General features: G+C 47.1%; 14 protein-coding genes and 1 tRNA gene. 9 read left to right on the top strand and 6 right to left on the bottom strand.

The genetic code is table 11. From position 1 onward, the window contains the following. The first annotated feature begins 30 nt into the window (after positions 1–30). The 7 genes from D104_RS31025 to D104_RS30995 all read left to right on the top strand — a co-directional run bounded on the left by D104_RS31025 (position 31) and on the right by D104_RS30995 (position 7,852). Positions 31–504 carry an urease accessory protein UreE gene (locus D104_RS31025; protein ID WP_024024540.1) on the top strand — a complete coding sequence of 158 codons (474 nt, stop codon included), beginning with the start codon at positions 31–33 and terminating at the stop codon, positions 502–504. Further along, positions 485–1,162, top strand: coding sequence for an urease accessory protein UreF (locus tag D104_RS31020; protein WP_024024539.1), 678 nt, complete (start codon positions 485–487; stop codon positions 1,160–1,162). Before D104_RS31025 ends, D104_RS31020 begins: the two co-directional genes overlap by 20 nt. Positions 1,163–1,337: 175 nt before the next feature. Continuing rightward, positions 1,338–1,979, top strand: coding sequence for an urease accessory protein UreG (ureG, locus tag D104_RS31015; RefSeq protein WP_024024538.1), 642 nt, complete (start codon positions 1,338–1,340; stop codon positions 1,977–1,979). Positions 1,980–1,999: 20 nt separating this feature from the next. Next, positions 2,000–2,572 carry a HupE/UreJ family protein gene (locus D104_RS31010; RefSeq protein WP_024024537.1) on the top strand — a complete coding sequence of 191 codons (573 nt, stop codon included), beginning with the start codon at positions 2,000–2,002 and terminating at the stop codon, positions 2,570–2,572. A 39-nt stretch (positions 2,573–2,611) separates the two neighbouring features. Then, positions 2,612–6,103: a hybrid sensor histidine kinase/response regulator gene (locus D104_RS31005; protein ID WP_024024536.1), complete on the top strand. Its 3,492-nt coding sequence runs from the start codon at positions 2,612–2,614 to the stop codon at positions 6,101–6,103. After that, entirely contained in the window at positions 6,087–7,001 is a 915-nt protein-coding gene (locus D104_RS31000) for a response regulator transcription factor (RefSeq protein ID WP_024024535.1), read from the top strand. Before D104_RS31005 ends, D104_RS31000 begins: the two co-directional genes overlap by 17 nt. Positions 7,002–7,438: 437 nt before the next feature. Then, positions 7,439–7,852: a GNAT family N-acetyltransferase gene (locus D104_RS30995; protein WP_024024533.1), complete on the top strand. Its 414-nt coding sequence runs from the start codon at positions 7,439–7,441 to the stop codon at positions 7,850–7,852. Positions 7,853–8,000: 148 nt separating this feature from the next. Here the strand turns inward: D104_RS30995 and D104_RS30990 are convergent, their stop codons facing one another. Next, the gene (locus D104_RS30990) at positions 8,001–8,531 is read right to left on the bottom strand and encodes a peroxiredoxin-like family protein (RefSeq protein ID WP_024024532.1); all 531 of its coding nucleotides are present in this window, start codon (positions 8,529–8,531) and stop codon (positions 8,001–8,003) included. Positions 8,532–8,656: 125 nt separating this feature from the next. Between D104_RS30990 and D104_RS37050 the strand changes: the two genes are divergently transcribed. Beyond that, positions 8,657–9,493: a helix-turn-helix transcriptional regulator gene (locus D104_RS37050; protein WP_160168778.1), complete on the top strand. Its 837-nt coding sequence runs from the start codon at positions 8,657–8,659 to the stop codon at positions 9,491–9,493. 115 nt (positions 9,494–9,608) lie between these two features. Beyond that, positions 9,609–9,685 (top strand) — tRNA-Ile (locus tag D104_RS30980). A 167-nt stretch (positions 9,686–9,852) separates the two neighbouring features. Here D104_RS30980 and D104_RS30975 read toward each other — a convergent pair. From D104_RS30975 to D104_RS30955, 5 genes are all read right to left on the bottom strand, one after another. Beyond that, positions 9,853–11,247: a DEAD/DEAH box helicase gene (locus tag D104_RS30975; protein ID WP_024024530.1), complete on the bottom strand. Its 1,395-nt coding sequence runs from the start codon at positions 11,245–11,247 to the stop codon at positions 9,853–9,855. 197 nt (positions 11,248–11,444) lie between these two features. Next, positions 11,445–12,326 carry a transglutaminase family protein gene (locus D104_RS30970; RefSeq protein WP_024024529.1) on the bottom strand — a complete coding sequence of 294 codons (882 nt, stop codon included), beginning with the start codon at positions 12,324–12,326 and terminating at the stop codon, positions 11,445–11,447. Then, complete coding sequence (locus D104_RS30965) at positions 12,323–14,902, bottom strand: circularly permuted type 2 ATP-grasp protein (RefSeq protein WP_024024528.1); 2,580 nt, start codon at positions 14,900–14,902, stop codon at positions 12,323–12,325. The genes D104_RS30970 and D104_RS30965 overlap by 4 nt, the downstream gene beginning before the upstream one ends. A 29-nt stretch (positions 14,903–14,931) precedes the next feature. Further along, positions 14,932–18,291 carry a transglutaminase family protein gene (locus tag D104_RS30960; RefSeq protein ID WP_024024527.1) on the bottom strand — a complete coding sequence of 1,120 codons (3,360 nt, stop codon included), beginning with the start codon at positions 18,289–18,291 and terminating at the stop codon, positions 14,932–14,934. After that, positions 18,288–19,232 carry an alpha-E domain-containing protein gene (locus D104_RS30955; protein ID WP_024024526.1) on the bottom strand — a complete coding sequence of 315 codons (945 nt, stop codon included), beginning with the start codon at positions 19,230–19,232 and terminating at the stop codon, positions 18,288–18,290. Before D104_RS30955 ends, D104_RS30960 begins: the two co-directional genes overlap by 4 nt.

Below are 19,232 nucleotides of genomic sequence, written 5' to 3'. Positions count from 1 at the left end.
CAGTTTTAAGCTCTTTTTTAGGAACATACGATGCTAGATATTTACGAACGATTAGGCACCCATTGCCATGATCCAGTCCACACCACCGTGACGCTGACGCACGAACAACGTGATCGTGGTCGCCTTAAATTGGTCGGAGACAACAACGAAGACGTTCGTGTTTTCCTTGAGCGTGGAAAACCGCTCTTGGTTGGCGAATTCTTAAAGTCCGAATGCGGCAAAATCGTTCAAGTGAATGGCGCGGTGGAAGACGTGGCGCACGCCAGCTGTGAAGATTGGGAAGCCTTTTCCAAAGCTTGTTATCACTTAGGCAATCGCCACACCAAGATCCAAGTTGGCGAGCGCTGGTTACGCATTAAACCGGATCATGTATTGGAGGACATGCTGCACATGTTGGGCTTGATCGTCAGCCATGAAGACGCCGTGTTTGTGCCAGAATCTGGAGCCTATAGTTCTGGAGGAAATAGTTCTGGAGGAAATAGTCATGGCCATAGTCACCACTGAGGCGAGCTTATTGCGCTTGTTGCAGCTCAGTAGCGTGAGCTTGCCTGTTGGAGGTTATGCGTTTTCTCAAGGCATGGAATACGCCATCGACCAAGGTTGGGTAAAAAATAAAGCCAACGTATCGGATTGGATTGGGTTGCAAATTCAGCAGTCGGTCGCGCGGGTCGATTTGCCCGTTTTACGTTTGTGTATGGACGCTGCGAAACAAGAAAACACCGCGCGTTTATTGGAACTGAATGATTTGGTGTTGGCCTGTCGGGAAACCAAAGAATTGCGCCTGAACGATACCGCGATGGGCGAAGCGTTATCTCGATTAATGCGCAGTTTAGAAATAGACGCACCGTTTGAACGCTCGGAAGACATCAGTTTTGTCACCTTGTTTGCGATTGCCGCGCATCATTGGCAGATGGAGTTTGATCTTGCGGCGCTTGGTTTTGCCTGGTCTTGGCTTGAAAACCAAATTGCCGCCGCGACCAAGCTAGTGCCGCTGGGGCAAACACAAGCGCAAGCATTGCTTGGCGAATTACAGGGCGACATTCAGCAAGCCATCGAATTGTCACTTACGGTTGAAGAAGATCGTATCGGCGCGGGGTTACCAACGATTGCCATTGCCAGCGCACAGCATGAAACACAATATTCGCGGCTGTTTCGGTCTTAGGTGAAGTGGTCAATTTAGCCTGATCAACCCTAATGAGGCATTGGGTTTTGTAGGTCGCGGCTTTAGCCCGACAAGACGTAATTTGTTGTGGCGAGTTTTTGTCGGCATAAATGCCGACCTACAAGTGATTGGTCTAACCATAAATTTTCTAATTTATTTTTAAAAGGAACCCAGTATGAAAAAACAAACATTGCGAATTGGTGTGGGCGGCCCGGTCGGGTCAGGTAAAACGGCGCTTTTACGCTCTTTATGTTCTGCCTTGCGAGATCATTACAACATCGCCGTGGTCACCAATGACATTTACACCCAAGAAGACGCGAAATTTTTGACGGAACACGAAGCGTTAGACGCCGACCGTATTGTTGGTGTCGAAACGGGCGGCTGTCCACATACGGCGATTCGTGAAGATGCGTCGATGAATTTGGCGGCCATTGATCAGTTATTAGCGCGTCACGGTGAGTTGGACGTAGTGTTCGTAGAAAGCGGCGGAGACAACCTGAGCGCCACGTTTAGCCCAGAGTTGTCTGATTTCACGATCTATGTGATCGACGTGTCGGCAGGGGATAAAATCCCTCGGAAAGGTGGCCCGGGCATTACGAAATCGGATTTGCTTATTATTAACAAAACCGATTTGGCGCCGTTAGTTGGCGCGTCATTAGAAGTAATGGACCGTGATGCAAAAATGATGCGTGGCGATCGTCCGTTTATTTTTTCGAACCTTAAAAAAGCACAAGGTTTGGATGACATTATTCGGATTATTGTGTCGGAAGGCATGTTGGAAACGAAACCATTACCGGCTGCAAAAGCGGTTGTTTAATCAAAGGATGAGGTGAAAATATGCGTTTATCTATAGTAAGAATATTGTCTAGCTCGGTGTTTTTATTGGCGTCTGGTGTGGCACTTGCACACCCGAGTCACGAACACTCGTCCAGTTTTATGGCGGGTTTTGATCACCCTATCGGCGGCGTTGATCACCTTTTGGCGATGCTGGCGATTGGGTTGTGGGCAGCCAGTTTGGGCGGTCGAGCTTTGTGGGCGATTCCTACCGCGTTTGTTATGACCATGTTGGCTGGTGGTGCGTTCGCCGTAGCCGGTTTTAGTGTGCCTTTTGTAGAGCAAGGCATTGTATTGTCGGTGATCGTATTGGGTGCCTTAGTCTTATTTGCTAAGCGTTTACCTGTCATGGCGTGCGTGGTGATTGCCGCAAGTTTTGCGTTATTCCACGGTGTTGCCCACGGAATGGAAATGCCGTTAAACGCGGATGGCCTGCACTATGCGCTTGGCTTTGCGGCGGCAACGGTGGCGTTGCATCTAATGGGGGTTGGTTTGGGGTTGTTGGCGACGCCATTGATGACACGAATCGGCGGTTCGGTGATTGCCGTTATGGGATTGCTGTTGGTTGTTGCTTAACATGACTGCTACGCCAAAACAGCCTAATCGCGAGACTCTATGACGGCGGCACAAAAGATCTTTAAAGTGCGACGCCACTACAACAAGTGGGTCGCCGACCAAACCATGGAAGATTACGCTTTGCGTTATACCTCCAAGCGTGACCACATTTCCAAACAAGGCCATCGAATGACCATCGACCGTATTGGTCATACGGCGCTTGGTGCGACGGCGTTTTTGGCGCTGGAAGGCTTAGCCGCGGTGATCACGCTTGCCTATGGTTTTACCAATGCGGTGGCGGCGATTCTCACTGTGCTGGCGTTGTTTTTTGTGACGGGGTTTCCTATCGCGTATTATTCGGCGAAGCACGGTTTGGACATCGATTTACTGACTCGTGGTGCTGGTTTTGGCTATCTTGGATCGACCATTACCTCGCTGATTTACGCGATGTTCACTTTTATCTTTTTTGCGATTGAAGCGGCTATTTTAGCCTCGGCACTGGAAGTCTTGTTGGGTATTCCTTTGCAGATTGGCTATGCGTTGTCGGCTTTGTTTGTTATTCCCATTGTCACGCATGGCATTCGTGCCATTAGTCGTTTTCAAAATGGCACGCAATGGATTTGGCTGTCATTGCAAGTAGCGGCCATTGGCGTGGTGGTGACGCAGGAATATCAAAATTTTGAAGGCTGGACGCAGTATGCGCCGGTGAATTTACCGCAAAGTCAGTATTTTGATTGGATCTTATTTGGTTCGGCCGCGTCGGTGTTGTTTGCTTTAATGGCGCAGATCGGCGAGCAAGTCGATTATCTGCGTTTTTTCCCGAAAAAGACCAAGAAAAACCGCAAACGCTGGTGGTTTTGGTTGATATTAGCGGGTCCCGGTTGGGTGTTTATTGGCGCGATTAAAATGCTGTTAGGGTCATTTTTGGCTTATTTGGCCATTTCCGATGGCGCGACTGCAATACAAGCCACCGACCCAACGTATTTGTATCAGCGCATCTTTTTCTTTTTGACCACCTCGCCGACAACGGCGCTCATTTTGGCCGCTGTGTTTGTGTTTATTTGCCAGATGAAAATCAATTTAACCAACGCTTATGCAGGGTCGATTGCGTGGTCGAATTTTTTCTCGCGCTTAACCCATTCCCATCCGGGTCGTGTGGTGTGGCTGGTGTTCAACGTGACCATTGCATTATTGCTGATGGAGCTGGGAATTTACCAAGCGCTTGGCGCGATTTTGGGCGTGTTTGCGATTGCCGCGGTGAGTTGGTTGGGCAGTTTGTCGGCGGATTTATTGATCAACAAACCGCTTGGCTTGAGTCCCAATTATGTCGAATTCAAGCGGGCGCATTTGTACGACATTAATCCCGTCGGGACTGGATCCATGTTGATCGCGACCACGCTGGGGTTGGTGAGTTATTTGGGCGTGTTTGGTGAAGAGGCAAAAAGCCTTTGTCACTTTATTTCGCTCGGCAGCTGTTTTATTTGTGTGCCTTTGATTGCTTGGATAACCAAGGGCAAATATTACCTTGCTCGTCAAAGCCCAGAGCTGGTGCCCATGATTGAGCTCGCGCAGCAGCGTAATCCTCATTATGTGACCTTGACCTGTGGAATTTGTGAAAACGCATTCGAAACAGAAGACATGAGTTTTTGCTCGGCGTACATGCAGCCAATTTGTTCCTTGTGTTGCTCTTTGGATGTGCGTTGTTTGGACAGTTGTAAGCCGCAGGCGAGCATTGCTCAGCAGAGTGACTATTTCTTTAAGCTGTTTTTGCCGAAGCGTTTGGTCAAAGCATTGAAGTCACGCTTTGGGCGATTTTTGTCGCTCTTGACAGTCATCAATATTATCAATGCGGCTTTGATGATGCTGATTTATCGTCAAATGGCGCCGAACTCTATAAATGAAGAAGTCTTGTTGCAAGACACCATGTTTGCGTTGTTTTTCACCTTGTTGATTGTGTCTGGCGTTTTGTCTTGGTTGTTTTTGCTGGCGCACGAGAGCCGAGTCGTGGCGCAAAAAGAGTCCAATCGACAAACTCGAAAACTGATCCGTGAAGTCGATGCTCACCAAGAAACAGACCGCGCATTACAGAACGCAAAAGAACAGGCTGAGCGTGCAAATGAAGCAAAAAGTCGATATCTAACCGGTATTAGCCATGAACTGCGTACGCCACTGCAATCGATTATTGGTTATGCTCAGTTGCTGTCTGAAAAGGCCAATACGCCCTCTGGTCATCAAAATGGCTTGGACATTATTCATCGCAGTGGTTTGTATCTGGCGGATTTGATTGAAGGCTTGTTGGACATTTCAAAGATCGAAGCGGGGCGTTTTGATCTGTATCGCAACACAGTGGATTTGCCGAAATTGATTGATCAGCTAAACAGCATGTTCGCCATGCAAGCGCGGGACAAAGGCATTCTATTGCAGGCAAAAATCTTGGCGCCGTTGCCTCAGCATGTAGTGACGGACGAAAAACGCTTACGGCAAATATTGATCAATTTGCTGTCAAATGCGGTGAAGTACACGCCAAAAGGCTCGGTTTTGTTCGAAGTAAACTATCGTAACCAAGTGGCGGAGTTTGTCATTCGCGACACCGGGCTTGGGATTAAAGAAGAACATTTGCAGCGTATTTTTGATCCATTCGAACGTGTGCGCGATATCAGTACAGGAAACTTGCCCGGCACAGGCTTGGGTTTGACGATTGTGAAATTACTGACCGAGGTTATGGGTGGCGATTTACAGGCTCGATCGGTGGTCGGCGAAGGCAGTGAGTTCCGCGTTAGCCTTATGTTGCCTTGGGTGAGTCAAGGCGATTCATCTGCCTATGAATACAAACGCATTGTGAGTTACCGAGGCTATCAGCGCACCTTGATGGTGGTGGACGATGACCCCGTCGTGCGGGGGTTGTTGTCGGATATTTTGGTGCCGCTTGGCTTTAATGTGTTGGAGGCCTCGGACGCGACAGTTTGTTTGGACGAATTGGAATCTTGCTCTCCCGATTTGTTCGTTCTGGATGTGTCCATGCCCGGAATGGATGGTTTGACGCTGGCGAAATTACTGCGCGATCGTGGTTACAGTACGCCCATTATCATGCTGTCGGCGGACGCACAAGAAAACCAGCGCAAGCCAGACGAGCAAGCGGCGTTTGATCAGTATTTGGTGAAGCCAGTGAATAACAGTGCGTTGCTGGACGCAATTAAGCACTGGCTGGTGTTGGATTGGGAATATCAAGAAACCGAGTTGAATGAGCTTGAACCGTTGCCGCTTTCACTGGCGTCGCCCCGCGATGATCAAGGTAAACATTCTGAACCCACGATGATTCCCGATCACGAAAGTGTGCGAGAGTTGATGGCATTTGCTGAAATGGGCTACAAAAAAGGCGTGCGCGGTGTATTGGATCAGCTTGGTAAAACCGAGGTGATCGACCCCTTTCATATGGCGCAATTAGAAAGTTTGTACCTTAGCTTTCAGTTCGATGGGATTGCTCTTTATATACAGAAGCATTCATGTGCGATCAGCCATGTAAGTGAGAAGTCTAATGATGAATCCAAGTAATAAAAGTGACATTGTTTTAGTGGTCGACGACTCGCCCGATGCGTTGAGCCTGATTCATGACACCTTGGAAGCGGCCAACATGGATGTGCTTGTCGCCCTTGAAGGTAAGCAAGCCTTAACGATCGCTAAGCGGATTCGGCCAGACATTATTCTGCTCGATGCCATCATGCCGAACATGGATGGTTTTGAAACCTGCCGACAATTAAAAGCGGACCAAAGCTTGGCGTCGATTCCGGTCATTTTCATGACGGGCCTAAGTGACACAGATGACATTGTGCGCGGTTTAGAAGCGGGTGGTGTGGATTATCTCACCAAGCCAATTCAGCCCAATGAGTTGATTGCCCGTATGCGTGTACATTTGTCGAATGCACGCTTGAGCAACAACGCTCAGTCAGCTCTCGACAGCATGGGGCAGTATTTGATGACGACAACCTACGAAGGTGAAATCGCGTGGGCGACACCACAAACGTATGCATTGCTCGCCCGAGCGCGAGCCAGTAACGAATGGCAACGTACCGAGCTGGCTTTACAAATACGTCTTTGGTTAGCGCATCAACCCGACGTTGGGAATGTCTTGAAGCTTAGTGGTTTGGATTACCCTTTGGCACTGAAAATGATGGGTTTAACGGAGCAAAAAGAAGTGCTGTTGAAGCTCGAAGACGGCGATAAACCGGCGGGCCCTGCGTTGCTGAAACAGGAGTTGGGATTAACCGATCGTGAATCAGAAGTATTGCACTGGATTGCCAATGGCAAAACCAATCGAGACATTGCGGAAATTTTAGATATGAGTCCGCGCACTGTAAATAAGCATCTCGAACAAATTTTCCCCAAACTAGGGGTGGAAAACCGCACTTCCGCCGCAGGTGTGGCACTTCGAGTGCTTGCTGCAGAAAATTAATTCTTTCAAAGGTTAATGTTGGTGACATTTTCGTGTGAATTGTCACCAATTTACGTGAAATTCATCGAACGAGACAAGAATGTTCATGATGCACCAGATTGGTTGTTTAACGACGTGTTTCTTTTTAATATAGCCCCATCTTGAAGCGCTTTAGAACGTAATGCGTTTTGTCTTCATTTAGACGTTTGAGAATGACTTCTTATATGTCAGTAATCTGTTCTTTTTCTATTTTGTAGATCAAGACAGTCGTCCTTTTTAAGGACGCCAATGTTTCTTTTAATCGCGAAAGATTCATTTTTGTACTTCCCTTTACTTAGGTGGTGTTTCTTCATTGAGGCACCACTTTTTTTTATCCTGACTTTCTCTTCTTGTTTTCTTTTGCCTTACTTCCCAGACATACTCTATGCTGTCTTTTTATTATTTCGTGGGGCGTGGCTATGGAAGTAGAGTACAAAATTAACCAAATGATTACCGCCGCTCAGTTTAGCGATTTGCTATCAAAAACATCCTTAGGTGCGCGTCGTCCAATTGACCAAATTGACACGGTAGAAGCGATGTTAGCAAATGCGAACTTGCTGATAACGGCATGGCAAGGCGAGCGTTTGATCGGTGTTGCTCGATCGGTGACGGACTTTGCGTTTTGCTGTTACTTATCTGATTTGGCCGTGGATGAATCGATTCAAGCTTCCGGTATTGGTAAGACATTAATACGCATGACAAAAGAAGCGTTGAAACCCAAATGCTCTTTGATTTTATTGTCGGCGCCACAAGCGGTGGACTATTACCCCAAAGTCGGTTTTACCCAACATAATAGCGCGTGGGTATTAACGGACATTGATGATTTGAAATAGGCGTTCAATAAGGGGTCAGATCCCTCTATGACTGAGTTGCTTGGGTTATGCGAATGTCCATAAAAAAGCAGAAGCGGAATCCCCGTTTCTGCTTTTTGCTATTTGGAGAAACTTCACGGTCCTGTGAATTTCGTCTTCTTAACCTCGATTAGATTAATTCACCGCGAGCAGGGTAGTTCTTAGCGACAGCAAATTCGACCGCACCAAGTACTTCCTTAAAGTGTGGACGCGCAAACGGCATGGTGCTGATGTTGCTCCAGTACAAGGTGTGATCTGGGCGAATAAGATACAAGCCCGGTTCGGTAAATTCCGTCGGTTCTTCGATTCCAATACTGGTTAGGCCTTTGCCTGCGCTGCGATGTAATCCCCATGCTTGTGACTGTTCTGGTGTTAGACCATAGCCCATGGTTAGGTTTTCAATGTCCCATTCAGTTGATGCTAGTTGTGCTCTTTCTTTAGTATCAGAGCTCAATACAATTATATTCACCCCTTTTTCTGCAAAATCGTCAGCCAAACGGCTCAATTCTCTAAGGTAGTTTTTGCAGATAGGACAATGTAAGCCTCGATAAACGACCACCATCGTAAAATGTGCCGGTGTTTGCTCTGCTAAAGACCAAGTGCCTTTTAGAGTATTAATGACTAATTCAGGGGTTATTGCTCTCGGTTTTAGTGCCACCATTATGTTTTCCTCATACTGTGTTGATCATTGTGAATGACGACATTTTATGAAAATAAATGATACGATTGGTGATAGTTAATATTTTAAATATTGCAGATCGTATTTTTGGCTTGAGGTTTAACATAATGGATCGTCTTTCATCGGTATTGAGTGCCTTTCGTCCTAAGACGGCTTCGGTTTCGAACCTGTCTTTTTCTAAGAAGAATAAGGGGTTGTCTTTGTCTGCGGATTCGAGCTATTGGCTTTATTTGATTGACGGACGCATGGCTTTATCCACGCAAGTAAACAGTCGAACGGATTTGAAAACAGGGGATGGCGTGTGGCTTGCCGCAGGACAAGACCTTGATGTGTTTTTAATGGATGAGAACCAAAACGAAGCAAATTTACTGATCTGTGAATTTGATTTTGGAACGAAAGCCCTCAACCCTTTGCTCGACTTGGAATGGCAGTGGGTGAAAGTCGAGCGCGGCGATGACATTGCGCTTCAATTAGCGCCTTTAAATACCTTGTTACTAACCGAGTACTTACAGCCGCGCTGTGGTTCTCAAGTCGTGGTAGAGCGATTAGCAGAAGCGTATTTAGTGCAAATGCTCAGGCAGTTTATACAAGGCCAAAAGATCCAACTTGGCTTATTAGCAGGACTAAGCGATGTTCGGTTAGCGCGCGCGATTGTTGCCATTCATGAGCGGCCTCAGCAAGCGTGGCAAGTAGCGAATTTGGCGGAAGAAGCGGGCATGTCTCGATCCGTGTTTAGCGGTTTATTCAAAGACACAATGGGCATGACGCCTATGGCGTACTTAACATCATGGCGAATGCGTTTGGCGGCGCAACGTTTGAAAAATGGCGATAAAAATCTCGCCATTCTCAGTGAACAACTGGGCTATCAGAGCGAAGCGGCGTTTCGACGAACCTTTAAAAAAGTGATCGGTGTTGCGCCGGGTGCGATGAATCGTGGAATGTGATTCATTGGCTGAGTGAAAAACACACAATTATGACGCAATGGATTCAGTAATGAAGAAAAACGCATCCATTTCTTGGCAATAACCATTCATACATATATAATTCTTTCCGCTTTTAGGGCCTGTAGCTCAGTTGGTTAGAGCATCCGACTCATAATCGGCAGGTCGAGTGTTCAAGTCACTCCAGGCCCACCATATAAAATAAGCCTCTAGACAGTTAGTGAAAACTAACCTCTAGGGGCTTTTTTATTGCCTTTTTTTAAGCTCATTTTTTCTACTTTTTTATCAACGAATTTTAGGCAATAAAAAACCACCCGAAGGTGGTTTTTTCGTCTTAGGCTTAATGTTCTTGATTAAGAGCGTTAGTCTTGAGACGCACTTGGTCTACGGTTACGGCGAGCAGGAGCCAGTGGCTTGCTGCGTAGGCCTTGGCCTGGTGTCATTTCAGCTTGTGGTGCTTTCGCTGGACGACGGTTGCCAGATTTAGGCGCGTTGCCTTGCTTATTAGCGTTGCCGCCTTGCTTAGCTCCGTTACCTTGTCTCGCGCCGCTGTGTTGTTCACGCGGTCTTTTCGGCTTGTTAGGCTTAATTGGACGATTGTCCAGCGCTGTGTCCGGCAACATGTGCGTAGGCATGAAGTCGTCTTCATAACGGCGCTCAATTAATTTTTGTGTCAGGCGTTCAATTGCGCGCAATTGGTCTAGCTCGTCTGCTGCTACCAAAGAAATGGCTTTACCCGTTGCACCAGCGCGACCAGTACGGCCAATACGGTGAACGTAGTCTTCTGCCACATCCGGTAGATCAAAGTTTACAACATGAGGCAGTTGTTCGATGTCCAAACCACGTGCCGCAATGTCTGTTGCAACCAAAATGCGAATGCGACCATCTTTAAAGTCAGACAATGCGCGAGTACGTGCGCCTTGGCTTTTATTACCATGGATGGCACTGGCTCGAATGCCGGCGTCTTCTAGCGTTTTGGTGATCTTGTTCGCACCGTGTTTAGTCCGGGAGAAAACCAACGCTTGGTCCCAACGACCGTCTTTAATCAGCTTGATCAAGAGTTCTGTTTTGCGTTTCTTATCCACTGGGTGTAACCATTGCTCAACGGAAACCGCTGTGGCGTTACGTGGCGTGACAGAAATCTCAACCGGATTATTTACCAAGCCTTTTGCAAGTTGGCGAATCTCAGGCGAAAACGTCGCAGAGAACAAAAGGTTCTGACGTTTCTTCGGAAGAATGGCGAGGATCTTCTTGATGTCGTGAATGAAGCCCATGTCTAGCATGCGGTCAGCTTCGTCCAATACAAGAATTTCCAGCTTATCGAAACGTACGGCTTTTTGGTTGTACAAATCCATCATACGACCCGGTGTCGCGATCAAAATGTCCGCGCCGCGGCGTAGTGCCATCATTTGTGGGTTGATTTTTACGCCACCAAAAACAACGGTGGATTTCAGCGATAAATGCTGACCGTAGTTTTTCACGCTTTCAGCGACTTGAGCGGCCAATTCACGTGTTGGGGTTAAGACTAATGCGCGGACTTGATTGCTTTGCGCATTCTCACCGTGGCTTAAAAGTTCGAGTAAAGGCAGGGTAAAACCGGCTGTTTTACCTGTCCCTGTTTGGGCTGCGGCCATCACATCTTTGCCGTCGAGAATAGAAGGTATAGCCTGAGCTTGAATAGCGGATGGCTCAGTGTAACCTTGGTCTTCAATGGCTTTTAGGATGGGGGCAGAAAGCCCAAGTTTGTTGAAACTCATAGATGTTCTCATGTTTTATCAAAGGCGGGTGCAAAGCTGAATGGTCAGGTAATGCAATAATTTTGCGAAGCTTACCCTATATCCGTTCTACATGCTATGAACTGAGCCCTTTGTACGATTATTGTACTCACATAATCTCAATAGATGAGACATTTTGATTTGAATACAGCCTAGAACAAAGGTCTCATATCATCTTATTAGGTTCTTCTTACATCGACAGATACGGCGAGTTGTTGTGATCCACCGCCTTCAAAAATAACACCTTGTAAGGGTGTGACATCGGAATAATCCCTGCCCCACGCAGTAACAATGTGCTGTTCACTTGGCATTATGTCGTTTGTCGGGTCAAATTCTACCCAACCAAATTCGGGTGTAAAAACCGCGAACCAAGCATGCGATGCATCGGCACCGACTAACTTTTCTTGCCCCGGTGGTGGCAGGGTTTCTAAGTAGCCACTCATGTAGCGAGCGGGTATGCCGACAGAGCGTAAGCAGCCGATGGCTAAATGGGCAAAATCTTGACACACACCACTGCGTTGCTTGAGTACTTGTTCAAGCGGTGTCGCCACCGTGGTGGTGTTCGGGTCGAATTTGAATTCTGTGAAAATTTTGTGCGTAAACGCCAAGGCTGCTTTCAAAACAGACGATTCGTTAGAAAAGGTGCTTTCGGCGTATTCTTTTAATTCCGCAGAACGGTTTATTTGTGGAGAATCCAACAGATACTCTTTTGCCATACGAAGTTCAGGCGTATTGGGCGTGGCCAATAAACGACGCAGTTCACCACAGGTGATGGCGTTGTTAATATCTTGTTCACGGAAGTTCAAAGGCGTGATGTCGAAGTCTGTTGAGACATCGATTACGAGCTTTTTGTGGGCTTCCTGAATGGAAAAGTAAAAGGTCTGATTGCCAAAATAATCCACGCCTTCCGTTTTATACACAGGCGGCGGGTTAATTTGTATTTTTTGGTTCAAACAGAATTGGTTACCTGTGTCTCTTGGTAATAAGTGCGCCATGTTGTAGCACAAGCTGACAGGCGCGCCGTAGGTGTATTCTGTAATATGTCGTACGCGGTATCTCATAGGGTCGTTTCCCCAATGGTTTGCATCACAGATTGAGGACCAGCGGTATGGTCAAAATATTTGTCGCTGATCAAAACAGTAAACTGTTCCAGTTGCTCCAATAATTCACTCATCAATTGCTCTAGTTTTGGGCGAGATTGTGTTTCTGCGTCGACTTCGCCGAGCTGTTCTAAGTCGGCCAACTGTATATCATTTAGCGATTTGATGATGATTTTGTTTTCTGGGCTTAACCCAGCGGTGGCTACCTCGTTGCGTGGTAGTTCTCTTATGCATTTTCGTAATTGCTCTACTTGATACAACAATGAACGTGGATTGCTGCCATCGATCATGAGCAAGTCCAAGCCATAAGCTACGCGCGCGCGATTACGATAACGGCGACGGAAAGAAATTAACGCTTCAACGCTGAGTAAAACCGATTCTAAAATTTGTTGTTGTGGATCCGCAGGCAAGGCTTTGGTCAGCGCGGAACGAAGCAGTGTGGCGGTTTGCAAGGCGCGCTCGGTACGACGTCCGATTTCTTGGAACGTCCAATCGAGCCCTCGTAGCATGCTTTCATGATTCAACCCAGATAACGCCAACAAAGACGTAACCAAACTGTCGAGAGATTCTTCTGGTGCGGAAGGAAGGCCATTTACATAGGCTCTATCCAAGTCATGAATATGATCTCGCAACTCGTTAAGGATAATGCGTGTGTCCGCGGACAGCATTTCTTTGACTTGTTCACCACAGCTAAGCATGGCTTGAAGGTTGGATTTGATCGACCCCGCACGTTTGCCATCGACAATAATCGCGGCCAACTCGTTATCTGGGTTGGCGAGCAACTTGTCAGTGGCTTTCATAAAACCGGGTAAGCAACCGGTTTGAGTGGACGCCATTTCCAGTAACGTGCGTCGGCTTTCTTCTGGCAGCGGATCAACGCCGTTCATTTGTTTAAAGATGGTTCGCAACAAACGCATGCTGATCTCTGCACGCTCAGCGTAACGTCCCATCCAGAATAAGTTTTCGACAACTCGGCTTGGCAAGTTGGCTTGCAAGGCTTCATCTTGTAAGTGTATCTGATCGATTGACGGTGATGCTTTGACTTCTGGCTCAGCGGCTAAAATCCACGTGTCTTTGCTTTTCGAATCGGTAATGTTGGAAACGATGGTTTCCGTATCTGATTGGCTGGTACGAGATAATCCACCCGGCATGACGGTGTATCCGGTTGGATTTGCCACAGTGAACGCGCGGAACAAGCCCGGTTTTGATTGTATTTTTCCGTCTTGCCAAATAGGCGACAAGGAACCAGGAATATAGCTTTGAGCGACATAAAGATGTGGGTGTTTTTTGACCTTCTCTATGATCTCGATTTTTTGTGTTTCTGTCAGCGTGTGACCGTAAATACTGTGGGTGTCTTGACGACGGATCGCTGGTTTAATGATTAAATTGTTGATGTTGTTGAGCACATAATTAAAGTCGTCTGTGTCACCACACCACCAAGTTTTAACGGAAGGAAGCGATAGTTTTTCTCCGGTTAAGAATTCACTGATTGCGGGTAAGAACTTAACCAATGCCGGTGCTTCTAAAATGCCGCTGCCTAATGGGTTTGCCAACACGACGTTGCCAGCACGAACCACTTCTAATAAGCCTGGTACACCAAGAAAGGAGTCCGCTCTTAGTTCAGCTTGATCGCAGTAAGCGTCGTCCACACGACGCAAAATCACATCCACTCGCGCCAAACCATTTAACGATTTCATCCATACGGCACCATTTCGTACGGTTAAATCGCTGCCTTGAACCAAGGGAAACCCCATGTAGTTTGAAAGGTAAGCTTGTTCAAAATAGGTGCTACTTAAAGCACCTTGGCTGAGCATGACAATGCGAGGCGTGTCTGTCCATTCGCTGGCCAATGTGGATAACATGTTCTTGAACGACTGAAAAAAGCTGGCCAGACGTCGTACTTGATTGTCGCGGAAAATATTTGGAATAACTCGAGATATAACGGTACGGTTTTCAAGTGCGTAACCGGCGCCATTAGGTGCTTGAGTCCGATCACCAATGACTTGGAATTGGCCTGATGGGTCTCGTACAAGGTCCACTGCATGCAACAACAATTGATGCATTCCAGGGACGGTAACCCCATGACATTGACGTAAAAAGCCAGGATGACTGAAAATGATCTCGGACGGAATAATGCCATTTTTTAGCAATTCTTGTGGTCCGTATAGATCTTTTAAAATGAGATCAAAAAGGTGTGAGCGTTGCTCCAGGCCTTTCTCAATAGCAAGCCATTCTTCGGTGTGAATAATATTGGGAATAAGATCAAGCGACCAAACACTCGGGGTGAGTGGGTCGCTTGTTAAGTTGTAAGTGGCTCCATCTTCACGAAGGATACGCTGAGCACGGCGTTGCCGATCTAGCATTTCCTCTTCGGTGAGATTCTCCATACTGCGCAGTAATGATTCCCAATGTTGACGCGGTTGGCGATCTTCCGTGAAGGCCTCATTATAAGCATTCCTAGGTGTATCGTAGGTGGAAGGTAACGCCGATTTTTCATCAATAACCGACGTTACAAAAGTACCTGATTGAAATTGCATAATGTGCTTGAGCCTAAAAAAATTAATTATTAGAGAACATTATACTTCTTCCTTAGATCTAATGTATGAGGATATTCATTCATCGGCTCTTCTGTTGGTGGCGACATAGGGCGCGGCTCACCATCCGTAGAGTAGAATGAACGTAATCCACTAAAGGCTGGAGGTTGAGAAAGCGGCCCTTGAGTGAAACCATAATCCCAGAAGCGGTTCACACGTCGTGCTTCTGCCTCATTGCTGTTCACCGGTACGTTGTCATATGTTCGTCCACCTGGGTGAGACACATGATAAGTACAACCGCCCACAGACATGCCATTCCATGTGTCAATCAAGTCAAACACAAGTGGCGCATCAGTCCCCAGTGTTGGGTGCAATGCGGAGGGTGGCGCCCACGCCTTGTAACGAACAGCGCCAACGTATTCCCCTTTTCTATCCGTTGCTCGGATCGGAACTCGACGCCCATTACAGCACAGCACATATCGACTGTCGGTTAAGCCGGACAGTTTGACCTGTAGACGCTCTACCGACGAATCCACATAACGAGCGGTGCCTGATCCGGTGATCTCTTCGCCTAGTACATGCCAAGGCTCAATCGCCCAGCGTAACTCGATTTCCATATTGTCGATTTTTTTACGACCATAATGAGGGAAACGGAACTCTTCAAACGGCGCTAACCATTCTAGTTTGAACGGGAAGCCGTGACGTTGTAGATCTTCGACGACTTCTTTAATGTCCTGCCAAACAAAGTGCGGCATCATGAACTTGTCATGCAAACTGGTGCCCCAGCGGACGAGTGGTTTTTTGTACGGTTCTTTCCAGAAACGCGCGACCAAACAGCGTAACAACAGCATTTGTACAAGAGACATATGCGGATGTGGTGGCATTTCAAATCCACGGAATTCCAATAAACCCTGACGACCACTGGCACTGCCTGCCGCATACAGTTTATCAATACAGAATTCGGAGCGATGCGTGTTACCGGTAATATCGACCAATAAGTTACGCATTAAACGATCGGCTAACCAAGGTTCATCAACGAGACCTTCTGGCATGTTTTGGAACGCAATTTCCATCTCATATAAGGCTTCGTCGCGGCCTTCGTCTGGGCGAGGTGCTTGGCTGGTTGGGCCAATGAACATGCCAGAGAAAAGGTAAGACAAGCCCGGGTGATGTTGCCAGAACGTCACAAGACTTTGTAGTAATTCAGGGCGGCGCAACAACGGACTGTCAGCGGGTGTACGGCCGCCTAATGTGACGTGATTACCGCCACCAGTCCCCGTATGACGACCATCCAGCATGAACTTTTCTGCGCCAAGGCGAGACAAATACGCTTGGTGATACAAGGTTTCCGTGTTGTGAACGAGTTCTCCCCAGCTTGCGGCAGGGTGAATGTTCACTTCGATAACGCCTGGGTCTGGCGTGATCAGGAACTTCTGTAAACGCGGGTCTTTTGGTGGCTCATAACCTTCGATGACGATGGGTAAATCGAGGGTTTTGGCAACGGCTTCGAGATGTTCTAGTACACCAACAAAATGTTCAAGATGCGTCATTGGCGGCATGAAAACATGCAAACGCCCGTCACGTGGCTCGATACAAAGTGTGGTTCGAATCACGTCCTTTAGCACTTTTTCGGGTGTTAACGTGGTTGGTTCTGGTTTTTTAGCGAAATGTTGCTTGGCAACGCTGTCTAATACGGCATTGTCTTTTTTGTTCGCTAAAGGTTGACGTGGATCAAAAGGGTCACGTTCAGGAATGCGGTCTTCTTCCGCTTGAGCGGGCAAGGAGTTCAATGGCAAGCGGTAACCCATCGGGCTGTCGCCTGGGATTAAGGTAATTACGTCACTGCGCATCGGCCAAAGAGAGCTTTTCCAGCGGTTGTTGTGCCCATCGAATTCTAGTGGCAAGACAAAACCGGTTGTGGTGCTTATGCCTCGGCTTAAGAGTTTTGCAAGACGGCGGCGCTCCAAGTCGTCTTTTAAATCAGCTTTAGTAGGATCCGCGTCTGCAGGAAGGGATTGCTCCATCCACATATAGTACAAGGTGTCTTCATAGGTACTTTGAAGATATTGCTTATCCAATGCCAGTTTGTCACACAGCAATTCACCAAACGCCTGAGCATCTTTTATGGTGTGTTTGTAATTTTGGTCTACGCGAGCGAGGTACTTTGGATCGTTCCAAAGGGCTTCACCGTCGGTTCGCCAGAAACAACCTAACGCCCAGCGAGGTACTTCTTCGCCCGGATACCATTTGCCTTGGCCGTAATGAAGCAGACCGTTTGCGCCAAATTCCTGTTTCATTTTAATGAGTAGGTCTTTGGCCAGTTTGAGTTTTTCGGCCCCTAAAGCGCCTGTGTTCCATTGTTCCGAATCCATGTCATCAATGGATACAAACGTTGGCTCTCCGCCCATGGTTAGACGCACATCGCCTTCTTCTAATTCTTTATCGACAGCAAAGCCAAGCGCTTTGATAGTATCCCACTCACCATCGGCATAGGGTTTTGTTACACGTGGGTCTTCATGAATACGGGTGACGATGTTGGTGTAGCTGAAATCACATTCACATTCATCAATGAAGCCAGTGATTGGCGCGGCAGAAGCCGGCTCTGGTGTACATGCCAAAGGAATGTGGCCTTCACCCGCGAATAATCCAGACGTTGGGTCTAAACCAACCCAGCCGGCACCCGGCAAATACACTTCACACCAAGCGTGTAAATCAGTGAAGTCTTCTTCGGGGCCAGAAGGGCCGTCTAGCGCTTTCACATCGGATTTCAGTTGCACTAAATAACCAGACGCGAAGCGGGCCGCTAAGCCAAGACTACGAAGGATTTGCACCAATAACCAAGATGTATCGCGACAAGAACCCTTTTTCAATGTCAGGGTTTCTTCACAGGTTTGTACACCCGGTTCAAGGCGAATACCGTAGCCAATATCGGCGGCTAATCGACTATTAATGGCCACTAAAAAGTCGTTGGTTGGTGTGCTTGTACGGTCGACAGATGACAGCCATTCGTCCAATAAAGGGCAAGATTCAGTCACCTTCAAATAAGGGTCGAGTTCTTTTTTAAGTTCTTTTGTGTAGGTGAATGGAAACGCTTCCGCATAACTTTCTACAAAGAAGTCGAAAGGGTTAATCACCGTCATATCCGCAATGACTTCGACAAAAAACTCTAATCGGCTGGTTTTTTCAGGAAAAACCAAGCGCGTTTGAAAGTTGCCAAACGGGTCTTGTTGCACATTGATGAAATGCTTTTCAGGCATGACTTTGAGTGAATAGGCATGAATTTTTGTGCGTGAGTGTGCCGCGGGTTGGAGCCTTAATACATGCGGAGCTACGTTGACAAAGCGATCAAATTCATAAGTGGTCTTGTGCTGTATCGCGACTCTAATGGTCATGCAGCGTCTCCTTGCCGAAAATGAAACCAGTTTTCGGTGATCTGGTGGTTTATTTCAATAATGGCAATCTGTAATTCGTTGAGATAATTATGGAAGTCTTCATCCAAATCTTCTGAACTGGTAATTGGGTAATCAAACTCAAGGATTTTATCCACTTGTGCTGTGATGACGCCGGCTCTAGGCAGCTTTGTTGCTGACTCTCCTATTTGCCCAAAACAATAATCCAAGCTTCGAGGGAAACAGGGATCGTTCATCAAAAAAGTGGTGGCTTTTGCACCGTTGATAGAAGATCTGACGGTGCGTCGATAATCCAAATAAGCACTTTGAGATTTGAGAACTTTCGACCATGTTACTTGCCCAAGCTGAATTCTTTCTTCGGGTTCAGATTGCAGCATGAGAGAAACGGCGGCGTCTAGGATTCGTGTTCCCATGTCGGCGCGCTCTAAGTAACGTCCCATGATTAGGAAATGCCAGCCAGAATCACGACTCATGGTGCCGGCAAATAATCCGATGATTTTCTGACAACCTTCGATGATGGTATTCAAAAAGAGGTGGCGTTCTGAGCGATTTATTCCTAGCTTGATGTTTTGTCGAGCGTATAAATCCAACTCGTTAATCAGTTCCCATGTTTCTTTAGGCACAACGTCGCGCGTAGTACGAATGTTTTCTCGGACCATTTTTAACGATGACAGCATGGAGTTCGAATTGGTGTCGTCGGCCAGTAAAAATTTTACGACATTGCGTTCGTCTTTGACTTTATAGCGTTGCTCAAAGGTTTCTTCACCGCTGATGATTTCGATGAGGTTGTACCAAGATATTTCAATATCTTTTGGGAGATCGAACATTAGATCATCGTAAACACTGACCAAGCGAGCGGTGTTTTCTACGCGCTCTAAGTAACGAGCACTCCAATATAAGCGTTCTGCGACTCTAGATAACAT

It is taken from the genome of Marinomonas profundimaris (genome assembly GCF_000508165.1).
Taxonomy (GTDB): Bacteria; Pseudomonadota; Gammaproteobacteria; order Pseudomonadales; family Marinomonadaceae; genus Marinomonas; species Marinomonas profundimaris.
This window is presented reverse-complemented; position numbering and strand designations above follow the sequence as displayed.